Below are 13,353 nucleotides of genomic sequence, written 5' to 3' on the forward strand. Positions count from 1 at the left end.
CACAAGGGTTCGGTCGCTTGCAGTACGGCGACAGAGGCAGGTATCCCTCTTTCACCATGAACTGGCACTAACTGCGGCTGAAGATCAGTTTCAGTCCCGCCAGCGCAAAGCAGCAGGCTAACAGCGCCTCAAGCCCGCGACGAATGCGACGGTAAAAGGCGCTCATCACGGCCGTTGAGAACAGCAATGCATAACCGCCGAAGACAGACACACAAATAGCCGCACAGCCGCAGAGGATCATCGGTAGCGTTGAGGCAACCGCATCCGGCTGCAGCGCAAACGACATCATCGCCACCCAGGTAAGAATCGCTTTAGGATTGCCGATATGCATCAGGATGCCCTGACGATACAGTCTGCCATAGGCAACCCGCTCATCACTGGCAGTAAACTCACCGGCTTCGGTACGGCGTAATGCAGATTTACCCGCTTTAAACGCCAGCCACAGCAGATAAATCCCGCCGCCCGTTTTCAACACAATCAGCAGCTGTGCGAACGTTGCCAGCACGGTCAGTACACCGCAGGCCGCCAGCAGCGCCCAGAGCATCGAACCGCTCACGACACCGGCAGCCAGCGCCAGAGCGGCACCTCTGCCCTTTTTCATTGCCGTGCCCATAATCGCCATATTACTCGGTCCAGGACTCGCCGTAGCGACAAAATAGGTGGTAAATATCAGCGTTAATTCGTGCGAAAGTGCCATTATTTTCTCAGCAATGAGGGGGTTATCATGTTGTTATATCGGCTGACGCAGAAATTTGCTAATTCTTTGTGCGCTGACACTCGCCCGCTTAAAATTGCCTTCGCAGGCTGCTATTTAAAGCAGCCTTTGTTCAGGTTTTATTTTATTTACGCCACATGCAGTCTGACACGGTACGCTTTATTAATCAGGGATGTTTGCGGTCATCCAGACGCAGTTGCATAAATGTCAGATCCAGCCAGCGCCCGAATTTATTGCCCACTTCTTTCATTGTGCCCGCTGCAGTGAAACCCAGCTTTTTATGCAGCGCGATTGATGCCCTGTTTTCCGATTCGATGCCCGCCACCATTACGTGCTTTTTGCCTTCACAGGCAAGCTGGATTAACGTGCGCATCAGGGCATCACCGATGCCCTGTCCCCGTGCGTTTTTATTGACGTAGACAGAATGCTCAACGGTATGACGGTATCCGTCCCAGGGTCGCCAGTCACCGTAAGACGCATATCCCAGCACGCTTTCATCAGCGTCCACGGCCACAATGACAGGAAAACCCGCCTGCTGACGGCTGTGTATCCATGCAATCCGGTTAGCCACATCGACACGGCTTTCATTCCAGATAGCCGTGGTGTTGAGCACCGCATCATTATAAATGTCAGCAATGACATCTGCATCGCTTTCACCTGCCGCACGAATTTTCATGATAGACACCCCCTTGCTGATTCACTAAAGTAGATGAATTGTTCACTATAATAGTTATCCATTATGTTAGATGAAATGTCCAGCAAAGAAGACAACCTGAATATCCGGATTGGTCAGAAGGTCAAAGAGGAAAGAGAAAAACGCGGCTGGTCACTCACTGAACTGGCCGATCACTCGGGTGTGTCGCGCGCGATGATTCACAAAATTGAACGTGGAGAGAGCAGTCCGACCGCTATTTTATTAGCGCGCCTGTCGGGCTCTTTTGACATGAGTATCTCGCAGCTTCTGGCACAGACCGAAGTGCAGACCGGAACGCTGGTGAGGCACGAAAATCAACCGGTGTGGCAGGATCCTGAAACCGGCTATCTGCGTCGTCACGTTTCACCCGGTGAGATGCCAGTCGATCTGGTCAGTGTCGAACTGCCAGCCAATACCGCCGTGCCGATGCCCGCTATCTCTTATATTTCAAGACGCCAGCTGATATGGGTTCTGGAAGGGGCATTAACGTTTGAGGCGGGAGCCAGCACCTATGAAATGGCCGCTGGCGACTGTCTTCAACTGGGCGTTCCGGCTGATTGTGTGTTCAGAAACAACACCAGCACGGACTGTCGCTACGCCGTTATCGTACTCCGGCCTGCCTGAGCAGCGTTGTGTCATAACCCCTTGTGATAACACTCTCAATCCGGCTTTTGATTGTCAGCAATCAAATCGCCAGCCGGACTGAGCCTGTTCAGCAAAAGCTTATTTGCCCAGAATTTCTCTGCGGACAATCTCTGCGCCAGCACTTAAGGCGTGAAGTTTGCCATTCGCAACCTGACGTGGCAGGGGGATCATGCCGCAGTTGGTAGAGGGATAGAGATTTTCAGCATCCACAAACTGCAGCGCCTTGCGCAGCGTGCTGGCCACTGCTTCAGGTGTCTCAATCTCATGGGTTGCCACGTCGATGGCACCGACCATGACTTTTTTACCGCGAATCAGTTCGATCAGATCCATCGGAACGCGCGAGTTCTGGCACTCCAGAGAAACGATATCGATCGCCGAACGCTGCAGTTTCGGGAAGACCTCTTCGTACTGACGCCACTCTGTCCCCAGCGTCTTCTTCCAGTCGGTATTGGCTTTGATGCCGTAGCCATAACAGATGTGAACGGCAGTTTCACACTTCAGGCCTTCAATGGCACGCTCTAACGCCGCGATACCCCAGTCATTCACTTCATCGAAAAAGACGTTAAATGCAGGCTCGTCAAACTGAATAATATCAACGCCAGCTGCTTCTAATTCTCTGGCTTCCTGATTCAGGATTTTTGCAAATTCCCAGGCCAGTTTTTCACGACTTTTGTAGTGGTTGTCATAAAGGGTATCGATCATCGTCATCGGACCCGGCAGCGCCCATTTAATAGGACGATCTGTCAGCTTACGCAGGATTTTTGCATCCTCAACAAACACAGGCTTCTGACGTGAGACTTCCCCCACCACCGTCGGAACGCTTGCATCATAGCGATTGCGGATGCGCACCACTTCGCGCTTTTCAAAATCCACGCCGCTTAAGTGTTCAATAAACGTCGTCACAAAGTGCTGACGCGTCTGCTCGCCATCACTGACGATATCAATACCGGCGCGAACCTGGTCATCCAGACAGAGACGCAGTGCATCTCTTTTGCCGTCAACTAACTCATCATCCTGCAGTTTCCAGGGTGACCAGAGCACCTCTGGCTGCGCAATCCAGGAGGGTTTAGGCAGGCTGCCCGCAGTGGACGTCGGTAATAAAGTTTTCATAGCAGGTGACCTTTTATATTTAATTAATCAAAGAACGGATTCAGCAGACCATTGCGCGAGAAGTGTCTGATTAGGCTTAATGAAATGGGCCTCAGTGAACTTACCCTGCTCCACGGCCAGACGGCTGCGCTCTTCGCGATCGTAAACGATGCGGGTTAACGAATAATCCTGATGCTGCAGCGTGGGCTGATAGCACTGTCCGGCTGCTGAATTCGCGTTATAAATTTCCGGGCGATAGATTTTCTGGAACGTTTCCATCGTGCTGATAGTGCTGATCAGCTCAAGATTGGTGTAATCGCTGAGCAGGTCACCGTGGAAATAAAAGGCCAGAGGCGCAACGCTGCCCTGCGGCATAAAGAAACGCACTTTCAGGCCCATTTTTCCGAAATAAACGTCAGTCAGCGAAGGTTCATCCTGCTGATATTCAATGCCCAGTACCGGATGGTGATTACCGGTGCGCACGTAAGTATTTTTACTCGACACACTCAGGCAGATAACCGGAGATTTACTGAAGCTTTCTTTATAGGCTGCTGAGTTCACGAAGCTTTTGAATATGTTGCCATGCAGCTGACCAAAATCATCCGGCAGACTGAATGCTGTCTGGCCTTTATTGTGATCTGCCAGTACAACGCTGAAATCATAATCTCGCACGTAGGATGAGAAATTATTCCCCACAATCCCGTCAATGCGCTGGCCGGTTTTGTGATCCACGATTTGCGTTTTTAAAATTTCGATTGCCGGGAAAAGTTCGTCGTTGCTGCCGGGACGAAGGTTCAGCTCAGCAGAAATAATCTCAAGCTCGACAGAATAGCGGTCGCCCTTTGGGTTGTCCCAGTGCGCCAGCGCGTTAAACCGATTGTCGATCATTGCCAGAGCGTTATGCAGATTTTCCTGACGTTTTTCGCCGCGCGCTAAATTTGCGAAGTTAGTCGTCGCCCGCGTATTTTTCGAAGGGTTATAGTTTTCGTCGAAACGAATGCGCTTAAGGGTAAAGGCTACGTTATTCATCGCTATCGGGTATCCTGGTCGCTGATATGATGTGTTGCTTCAGGGTTATGCCGCTTTGCCAGCCCTTAACAAGTATTCATATGACTCAAAGTTATTAACAATTCTTACTTTATGCCTCAACCTCTGCCTGAAAAAAAGTGATTAAATTTCAACGAACATGAAGGAAATTCATGTTGAGACGGGGAAGCGGGGGATTTTTTCATGCGGCCAGCGCGCCTTTTACCGTGTGAGAGTAAATCAGCGTGATAAAAAGCTCGATGAAACTGGGGAATAATAATTCATTTCAATAAGTTAGCTTACTTCCACCCTGCCCCGGCACTGGGGCAACAAAGGGCGTCGTACTCAGGCCCGCCAGATATCATTTTCTTCATCTGGCTGAAATCAGCCAATTCCAGCCAGATGAATGTTGCTGCTCTGCACGAGCACGACCTGACGCGTGCTCAACAGTGCCGGGCACGTCTGCTAGATTTTATAAAAATTATCGCAGGTCGCTTTATGCGCGCCGGATTTTACAGAAAGTCTGCTGGCCGTTTCTTTCATGAGTTTTCCCAACCCGCTTTCACCTTTCGACTGCGTCAGGCGTGACGACGGCCCGGTCAGTGCCAGTGCGGCGATAAGGTTGTCATTCTCCCCAAACACCGGTACAGAGAACGCCGCAATATGCGGATCGCGCATACCGGACGTGTACAGCGGAAGTTCAGGTTCAGTTTCAAACAGGGGTTCATTCTGCCCCCAGTAGCGAAGCACCTGTCCGATGGCAGAGTTATCCAGGGGCAGAAAGGTGCCGGGCAGCCGTGTTTCACGCAGTCCTTCAGAAGGCTCAGCCCTGAAAAGACAGAGCCGTTGCTCGTTTTCAATCACATACCATGAGGCGCTTTCGCCCGTCGCGGTCGCCAGGGCGTGAAGTTCAGGCTGAACAATACTGGCCAGATGAAAAGATTGTTCATAGAGCTTGCCCAGATAAAGAAGTCTTGGTCCCAGGGTGTAAACGCCATTGTCGCGGCGAATCACATAATTCATGCGCTCAAGGGAGTTCATCAGGCGATAAACCGTTGTTTTATGGTAACCCGAAAGCTGCGCCAGCGCGGTCAGCGTCAGCGACTCCTCACCAGGTTTGAAACAATCCAGCAGCGCCAGCGCTTTTTCTACGGCAATTACGCCTTCATTTCCCATCAGTACATCCTCCTGTGTGCGACGGCAGGCAGTTTACCGTGCAATTTGTGATTCACATCGTATTTACATCACAAATGCGTGCTTAACACTGGTGCGAAATCAATTAACACCGATATAGTTGTTTTATATTGTACAACATAGTTGTACCTGGTAAAACGAAAGAGGAATGATCTATGCCGAATGCAGAGAATACCTTCATCAATCGCGACATTACCCGGATTGCGCCCGCGCTCGTCAAACAGGCGGCTCAGTTTCAGGCAGCGATACTCGCTGACGTCGCCGGACGTCGCGGGACACTGCATGGTCGCGTCAAACCGGTCGCCTCCTCGATGAAAGTGGCGGGTCCCGCTATCACCGTTGAAGTCAGACCGGGCGACAACCTGGCTATTCATGTTGCGCTGGCAATTGCCAAACCGGGTGATGTGATTGTGGTTGATGGCAAGGGCGACATCAGCTGTGCATTAATCGGGGAAATTATGGCCACCCAGGCGGCAGCATCCGGCATCGCGGGCATTATTATTGATGGCGCGGTGCGTGACGCCGACGCACTGAGTGTGAACGGCTTCCCGGTGTTCTCCGCAGGCCTGAATCCCTGCGGCCCGACCAAATCTGTTGCGGGACGCGTTAACTACCCGGTTTCTGTCGCGGGTGCTGCTATTCAGCCGGGCGATCTCGTTATTGGTGATATTGATGGCGTGGTGGTTCTGCCGCGTGAAGAGGTGCCTGCACTGCTCGAACTGGCGCAGAAAAAACTGGATTTCGAGATTGGCCGTATTGCAGCCATTCGTGATGGCGACCTTCGCGCGCCGTGGTTAGAGAAAGCCCTGCATACCGCTGGAATGCTGGCCGATGGGGAGGCGCTCTGATGACAACCACACCTCCCGTCATTCTGGTCACCGCCAACGATCTGGCACCGCAGGCGGTCAGCCTGCTCAACGCGTTCACTGTTGTTTATGCTGGAAAACAGCCGGACGAAGAGACACTGGTTCAGCTCTGCCAGCAGCATAACCCGGTGGGCATTATCGTCCGTTACGGGAAAATCAACGCCCGCATCATGGACGCCGCGCCTGCCCTGCGTGTGATCTCCAAACACGGCAGCGGCATTGACGTTATCGATCAGCAGGCCGCGGCGGCGCGGCATATCAGTGTGCAATCCGCGCCGGGTGCCAACGCAGCAGCTGTCGCTGAACATACCTGGGCGCTGATTCTGGCCTGCGCCAAATCGATCATTACGCTTGATCAGCGCATGCGTCAGGGGCACTGGGACAAATCCACTCATAAGTCCGTTGAACTGGAAGGCAGAACGCTGGGTCTGGCAGGACTGGGGGCAATAGGCGGTCGCGTCGCCCGCATTGGCCGGGCTTTTGGCATGAAAGTGCTCGCCTATGATCCCTTTGCTAAAACTTTTCCTGATGAGTGTGAACCCGTATCACTTGACGATTTGCTGCAACAGTCAGATGTCATTTCGCTGCACTGTCCGTTGACCGAACAGACGCGCCAGATGATTAACGCTGAGAAACTCGCATTGTTTAAAAAAGGCGCCATTCTGGTAAACACGGCACGCGGAGGTCTCATCGATGAGGAGGCGTTGTTAGCGGCGCTGAACAAGGGCACCGTTGCCTGGGCCGCGCTGGACAGTTTCCCCACAGAACCGCTGACCGCCCCGCACATCTGGCAAAATGTTGAGCGAGTGATACTGTCGCCACACATTGGCGGCGTCAGTGATAACGCCTATGTCAGGATGGGCACCGTTGCGGCCAGTAACATTCTGAATGTTCTGGCGGACTCCCTGGAAAAAGAAACGCCGGTCGCCTGAGCCCGATAACATGCCGACTAAACATACTATCACGCTGTTTAGTCGGCTTTTTTATGGGTTTACGTTTACACCGATTGCTGACAACGCTCTCTGTCGCTCTCATCCTCTGCTTGTTTTGTTTGTGCTGACCCACTGCTAAGCTGCCCTTGTGGCAGGCATCCATAAACGGATAAATGCTCAGATCAGTGCGCACGTGTCAGGTGCCGTTAACAACACCCTTCCTGTCTCGCATGCATGCGTGCTAAAGCCTGTCTGCCTGCTAAAGACGAATAGTCGTGGCAGAACTCTGTTTGTCTCCTGAATCTTACGGCAAACCAACTTTGGAGCATCCCTATCTGAACTGAGTTCTGATTTAAATCTGGCCTGATCAGAAAGTTAAAAAAGGGTTTTAGCATGAAAAAAGTTGAGGAATCCGATCCCCTTTCTCCCTGCTCCCGACACATCGTTGAAAAACTGTCAGCGGAACTCGCCTCAATCACGGGTGATGGTGGCAAACGCCATTTCACATTAGCGTCAATGGAGCAGGAAAGAGCGCTGTGGGCGCTGGCAAGGGACAGCAGTGGCAATGCGATAGGCTGCGGAGCCATTCGACCTTTATCGGAAAATGTGGCTGAACTCAAAAGGATGTTCTCAGACCGAAGTTCTCCCGGTATCGGTACTGCTTTACTCACATTCCTTGAAACAGCCGCGAAGCGTATGGGGTATAACGAACTCTGGCTTGAAACCCGGCGTGTTAACCATCGGGCTGTGAATTTTTATGAGAAGAATGGATACCTACAAATTGAAAATTACGGGCCCTATGCAGGTCGGGAAGAGGCGGTCTGTTTCGCAAAAGCATTATGAAGCTGACTCAGCGCTACGCGGAATTGACTTGCCCTGTCGAAGGGAAAACTGAAAAAGCGCATCTGCAGACGCGGTGATCCACGTCTGCAGATGCGGTTATTTTACTTACTGACCGGTGAAGCGCTGTTTTCCACTTCAATGCTCAGCTCTTTTTTTCGACCCATGACCAGCACCGCAATACCGCCGATGCCACAGAGGACAGCCAGTGGCATCATGGCCAGTGTATGGCTGCCGGTGGCCTGGTTGATGATGCCGTAAACGTTGACCATCAATCCTCCGCCAATCAGATTCGCCATCGCACCGATAGCAGCCAGACCCGCAGCGGCAGTGGTGGATGACATCCATCCCGATGCCAGTGCCCAGAAAGGTCCTTTCATTGAGTAGGCACCGACTAATACCAGTGACAGGATGACGACGCTGCCGGTCAGGGTGTTAGTGATAAAGGCGGAAAGCAGACCACCCGCAATCAGGAACAGCGTTAACGCGGTGTGCCAGCGACGCTCGCCGCTTCTGTCAGAACTTCTGCCCCAGACAATCATCAGAATGGATGCCAGGCCGTAAGGAATCGCATTGACTAAACCGGTGGTGAAATTATCCAGTCCGAATGATTTCAGCAGCTGCGGAGACCACACGCTCAGCGTTGATCCTGCCGCAGACGCGCCTGCATAAATCAGTGCCATCACCCAGATATGTTTATGACGCAGCAACTGCCAGAGGGAAATATGACCAATGGCTTTCTTTTTCGCATTCTCAGCTTCAAGTGTGCTGTTCAGCCACGCTTTTTGTTCCTGGTTTAACCAGCTGGCATTAGAGGGGCGGTTGCTCAGTAAAAAGAATGCCGCAATCCCCAGAATCACCGCCGGAATGCCTTCCAGGATGAATAACCAGTGCCAGCCGCGCATGCCCAGCCAGCCGTCGAGCGACAAAATCAGACCGGAGATAGGCGATCCAATAAAATTCGCCGCCGGTATAGCCACCATAAAGGTCGCAATCACACGCGCACGGTACTTACCGGGGATCCAGTACGTCAGATAAAGGATCACACCAGGGAAAAATCCTGCCTCTGCGGCACCCAGTAAAAAGCGCAGGATGTAGAGCGTATTGGCGCTCTCAACAAAGGCGGTGCAGACCGAGATGATGCCCCACGACACCATGATGCGAGAGATCCAGATCTTTGCGCCAATTTTCTGCATGGCAAGGTTGCTGGGAACTTCGAACAGAAAGTAGCCGACGAAAAACAGGCTGCTCGCAAAACCAAATACGGCTTTGGACAGGCCCAAATCTTCGTTCATCTGCAATGAAGCCATACCAATGTTGCCGCGATCGATAATGGCAATCAGATAACAGACGATCAGAAAGGGCAAAATGCGCCAGACCACCTTCTTAACGGTCTGCTGCTCAATATCGGCAGAGAAAGTCGTGATGTGCTGTTTTTCAGACATGATGATCCTCACAGTTTTGTCATCGCTTTACGCGCCATTGGCAAAGCGCCTTCGTTGTACTCTGTAAAACAGTAATGTACTGAGTAAAACCATTATCACGATAAAATCTCATGCCTGCCGGAAGATGTAATCAGGTTGTGTTATTTGTCACAAAAAAGTGCTCAATGAATTTAGTTTATGTGACGAGGGTGTCGTCAGAGCATTTCGCTGAACGTTCTTTTTTTGGGTGTAGGGATAGCATGGCGGGAAGGAACCGTCTGAAACGGGTTTGTGCGGAGGGGGTGAATCAGTCACGCCTGTTGGCAATAAGCCAGTTAGGGTGACACCGGAACTGACACTGTGAAGACCGGGGCAGGACAGAGATCTGACGTTCCCCGGCAACAACATGCGCGGCATCCTGACGCGTAACCATGACCATGTTTACCCACCGGTTATCAGAAGCAAAGCACCGGTAACAGGTGATACACAGCCCCCCAAATCTGGCGGGCCGATACATCACACTTATGCCTGCGCTTTTCTCCCGACCAGAAAGGCCGTGAAAATGGCAGATTGATGAATCCGCTGACCGCCTGTCTGAGAGACAGGCGGCAGCCCACGCTGAAAAAGTGTCAGGAAAAGACACCGTAAGGCAGTCCAGTCCTGACACCTTAGATTAAGCGTGCGCTGGATTAATTTTAAACACGCTGACACTGGCAAGCAGCATTTCAGCCTGAGCCTGTAAAGCCTGCGCCGCAGCAGTAGACTGCTGAGAAAGGGCAGCGTTTTGCTGAGTGGCCGCATCCATATGCGTGACCGCAAGATTAACCTGATCGATACCCACACTCTGCTCATTACTGGCCGACGAAACGTTTTCAATCAACTCGCTGACCTGATGAATGCGTAAAATAATCTCCTCCATCGTCATCCCGGCATGTTTGACCAGCTCATTGCCCTGGCCGATTGAACTCACAGAACGTTCAATCAGGATACGCACATCCTTCGCTGCTTTTGCAGAGCGCTGCGCCAGAGCACGAACTTCTGCTGCAACCACCGCAAACCCACGGCCCTCTGTTCCCGCACGTGCCGCTTCGACCGCCGCATTCAGTGCCAGAATGTTAGTCTGGAAAGCGATACCGTCAATCACCGTAATGATCTGATTGATCTCATTGGAAAACTGCTGGATTTCGCTCATGGTGTGTACCACTTTTTCCACCACCTCGCCGCCCTGGCCTGCAATGGAGCGGGCATCCTGTGCAATGTTGCTGGCATGAACGGCATTCTGAGCGTTATTTTTCACCACCGAGGTCAGTTCCTCCATCGAGGCGGCCGTTTCTTCAAGTGCGCCAGCCTGCGCCTCGTTACGTGACGAGAGTTCCTGGCTGCCCTGTGCAATCTGAACGGAAGCGGAGGCAATGTTTTCCGTGCCGACGCGGACGCCAGAGACAATTGACGTCAGGCTGCTATTCATTTCAAGCAACGCCGTCATCAGCTCTGCGGTTTCGTCACGTCCACTGGGACGGATAACCGTCTGGAGATCGCCTGAAGCAACGGTGCGCGCAATGTTGACAGCTTCGCGCAGTGGATGGGTAATGCTGCGAATTAACCAGACGGTTATTAATACGCCGGAAAGTAAAATACCCGCCATGGCGACCCACAAGGTCATGCGGGTTTCCTGATACTGAGCCAGGTTTTGCGCCGTCAGCGCCTGATTGAGTTTCTGAGCGTGCGCCAGCGTACGATGAACCACGTCATCAATCATTTTGGTCGGCTCGCGATCGATACCATTGACCTGGCTGTCAACCAGTTGGGCACTGGCCGGATTATGAATGTCGTAGCTTTGCAACGCAGCGAGGTATTTCTGTCTGAGCTGAAGGTGTAGCGCAATCGTTTGTTTCACATGGGTTGTATCCATACCCAGTTCAGGCTGCAGTATCAGCAGCTGATGCAGGAGCCCCTGTGTTTTGTTACTTTGCGCCAGAAAGGCCGCTTTATATTTGTCAAAAACGCCCATGCTCTGCGTGCCACGCAACAGAATGTTCTTCCACTCCTGTACCTGAATTTTAAACTGAACCTGGGCATTTCGGGCCGTATCGATGCTCTCAGCAACACGTGCTTCGCTTGCCATGATGTCTGTATTTTTTTGCAGACCCTGAGCATTCAGGGTGATGCCTCTTAACCCGACAAACAGCGTTGCGAGCAGAAGGATGGCGGCCATCACGCTGAGTCTTTGTCCAATTGTAAAATGATTAAGCTTCATAGTTTTTCCGTGGTGAAAACAACAATGCACCGGCCAATCCCGGTACAACAGTTATCGTCACGGTGAAGCACGGACTTTATGGTCGGGCGTCCCGATCATGCGTTAAGCTTTTATGAAGGCTGACAGGACGTACAGGGTTGCGATTAACAGAAACGCAGCCGCTGGCTGGCCTTATTTTCAGGGATTCAATGTATTTCTGTTGCGGTAGTTGGGCTGGCGGTGATTGCGCATACCTCTGCCGCCCTTTTCACGCTGACTAACGTAGCGGCCTCACTCTCTTTATGCACGCTGGCATGGCAATTCCGGAACCAACCGCCGCAGGCAGTAAATATTGACCAGAGACCGACATAACGTGAACTGACATCTGCCTGGCGATACTGCCTCTTGTTATCTCCCTGGATCAGGTATCCGGCAATGGATGCCAGAAGCCAATCCAGTCAGAGAAACCAGCATGTCAAAGCAGCCTCTCTTCTGACGGGCTCCTGTTTGCCTCTCAGATTCCGCCTGTTTTTGCCGCTCAGGTTTCTGCATCCACCCTTCCTGTCTGCTCATGCAGAGCGTGACAACAGCCAACCCCGCACTTCGCATCTATAATTCAGTGTCTCAGACCCTGCGCGCGAGCCGGTCAGCCGCTCAGAAACAGCGTGGGTATCTGAACATCGTGGTGTCAGCGATACATCGCTATTCATTCCCCTGATGATGCCCGCCGGGTTAACAGGCTCATCATTGACAGAAATAAGGAAGCCTCATGATCTTATCACTCGAAAATCAGGTTGCGCTGGTTACCGGTGCCAGCTCGGGTCTCGGCTATGCCTGTGCAGAAGCCCTTGCCAAAGCGGGTGCCGGTGTGGTGGTTAACTACCACAGCCAGGCAGAGCCCGCCGAAGAGCTGGTTGAGAAAATCCGTGCAGACGGTGGACGCGCCATTGCGGTAAAGGGGGACGTATCAAAAGAGGCTGACGTTGAAAATCTCTTTAACCAGACGATTGCTGAATTTGGCAGGCTGGATATTCTGGTGGCGAACTCAGGGCTACAGAAAGATGCCCCATCCATTGAGATGTCGCTTGAGGACTGGAATACCGTTCTGGACGTGAATCTTACCGGGCAGTTTCTCTGTGCGCGTGCAGCGCTGCGTCAGTTTCGTGACCAGGAGCATCGCCCGGCGATCAGCCGGGCTGTGGGTAAAATCATTCATATGAGTTCAGTTCATCAGCTGATTCCCTGGGCCGGACACGTTAACTACGCCGCCTCCAAAGGCGGGGTTGATTTGCTGATGAAAAGCCTGGCACAGGAAGTGGGCGAGGATCGGATACGCGTTAATTCAGTCGCACCCGGCGCTATCGCTACCGCCATAAATGAAGAGACCACCCAGGGCGAAGCGGGCAAGGCGCTGTTAAAACTCATCCCTTACGGGCGTATCGGTGCTGCGGAAGATGTGGCGAATGCGGTGGTCTGGCTTGCCAGTGACCTTTCCGACTACGTTCATGGCACCACGCTGTTTATCGATGGCGGAATGAGCCTGTATCCCGGCTTTCGCGATAACGGCTGAGTTATGCGTCACGTAACCGGTTAATGACCTGGCGGAGAGAGCACCCCTCTTCCCGCCCTGTGCATACTGTGATAGCTCGCGCCGCCGATGTCGAACCAGACACCCACTTCCCGCCGCAACCG

General features: G+C 52.4%; 12 protein-coding genes. 5 read left to right on the forward strand and 7 right to left on the reverse strand.

Going from position 1 to position 13,353, the window contains the following annotated elements; all coding sequences use genetic code 11:
* Nucleotides 1-67 precede the first annotated feature (67 nt).
* Both N5J69_RS07335 and N5J69_RS07340 read right to left on the reverse strand, forming a co-directional pair.
* Nucleotides 68-697, reverse strand: coding sequence for a LysE family translocator (locus tag N5J69_RS07335; RefSeq protein WP_279769182.1), 630 nt, complete (start codon nt 695-697; stop codon nt 68-70).
* A gap of 184 nt (nt 698-881) precedes the next feature.
* The gene (locus N5J69_RS07340; protein ID WP_279769183.1) at nt 882-1,391 is read right to left on the reverse strand and encodes a GNAT family N-acetyltransferase; all 510 of its coding nucleotides are present in this window, start codon (nt 1,389-1,391) and stop codon (nt 882-884) included.
* A gap of 63 nt (nt 1,392-1,454) precedes the next feature.
* Here N5J69_RS07340 and N5J69_RS07345 point away from each other — a divergent pair, with 63 nt between their 5' ends.
* Nucleotides 1,455-2,033, forward strand: coding sequence for an XRE family transcriptional regulator (locus tag N5J69_RS07345; protein ID WP_279769184.1), 579 nt, complete (start codon nt 1,455-1,457; stop codon nt 2,031-2,033).
* Nucleotides 2,034-2,132: 99 nt separating this feature from the next.
* On the opposite strand, the gene N5J69_RS07350 is transcribed toward N5J69_RS07345, so the two are convergent.
* From N5J69_RS07350 to N5J69_RS07360, 3 genes are all read right to left on the reverse strand, one after another.
* Nucleotides 2,133-3,164, reverse strand: a complete 1,032-nt coding sequence (locus tag N5J69_RS07350; RefSeq protein ID WP_279769185.1) for a methionine synthase — start codon at nt 3,162-3,164, stop codon at nt 2,133-2,135.
* Nucleotides 3,165-3,191: 27 nt separating this feature from the next.
* Nucleotides 3,192-4,172, reverse strand: coding sequence for a DUF1852 domain-containing protein (locus tag N5J69_RS07355; protein ID WP_279769186.1), 981 nt, complete (start codon nt 4,170-4,172; stop codon nt 3,192-3,194).
* A 462-nt stretch (nt 4,173-4,634) separates the two neighbouring features.
* Nucleotides 4,635-5,345, reverse strand: coding sequence for an IclR family transcriptional regulator (locus tag N5J69_RS07360; protein ID WP_279769188.1), 711 nt, complete (start codon nt 5,343-5,345; stop codon nt 4,635-4,637).
* Between the two features lie 173 nt (nt 5,346-5,518).
* On the opposite strand from N5J69_RS07360, the gene N5J69_RS07365 reads away from it, so the two are divergent.
* The 3 genes from N5J69_RS07365 (at nt 5,519) to N5J69_RS07375 (ending at nt 8,004) form a co-directional block, all read left to right on the forward strand.
* Nucleotides 5,519-6,211 carry an RraA family protein gene (locus N5J69_RS07365; RefSeq protein ID WP_279769190.1) on the forward strand — a complete coding sequence of 231 codons (693 nt, stop codon included), beginning with the start codon at nt 5,519-5,521 and terminating at the stop codon, nt 6,209-6,211.
* A complete protein-coding gene (locus N5J69_RS07370) occupies nt 6,211-7,161 on the forward strand; it encodes an NAD(P)-dependent oxidoreductase (protein ID WP_279769192.1) in 951 nt (316 codons plus the stop codon). Before N5J69_RS07365 ends, N5J69_RS07370 begins: the two co-directional genes overlap by 1 nt.
* A 393-nt stretch (nt 7,162-7,554) precedes the next feature.
* A complete protein-coding gene (locus N5J69_RS07375) occupies nt 7,555-8,004 on the forward strand; it encodes a GNAT family N-acetyltransferase (RefSeq protein WP_279769194.1) in 450 nt (149 codons plus the stop codon).
* Nucleotides 8,005-8,105: 101 nt separating this feature from the next.
* Here the strand turns inward: N5J69_RS07375 and N5J69_RS07380 are convergent, their stop codons facing one another.
* Nucleotides 8,106-9,446, reverse strand: coding sequence for an MFS transporter (locus N5J69_RS07380; protein WP_279769196.1), 1,341 nt, complete (start codon nt 9,444-9,446; stop codon nt 8,106-8,108).
* A 652-nt stretch (nt 9,447-10,098) separates the two neighbouring features.
* Nucleotides 10,099-11,682 (reverse strand): methyl-accepting chemotaxis protein, encoded by a 1,584-nt coding sequence (locus N5J69_RS07385; protein WP_279769198.1) that lies wholly within the window; start codon nt 11,680-11,682, stop codon nt 10,099-10,101.
* 748 nt (nt 11,683-12,430) lie between these two features.
* Here N5J69_RS07385 and N5J69_RS07390 point away from each other — a divergent pair.
* Nucleotides 12,431-13,231, forward strand: coding sequence for an SDR family oxidoreductase (locus N5J69_RS07390; protein ID WP_279769200.1), 801 nt, complete (start codon nt 12,431-12,433; stop codon nt 13,229-13,231).
* Nucleotides 13,232-13,353: the final 122 nt, after the last annotated feature.

Origin of the sequence: Pantoea sp. GD03673 (assembly GCF_029844725.1) — a bacterium.
GTDB lineage: Bacteria > Pseudomonadota > Gammaproteobacteria > Enterobacterales > Enterobacteriaceae > Pantoea.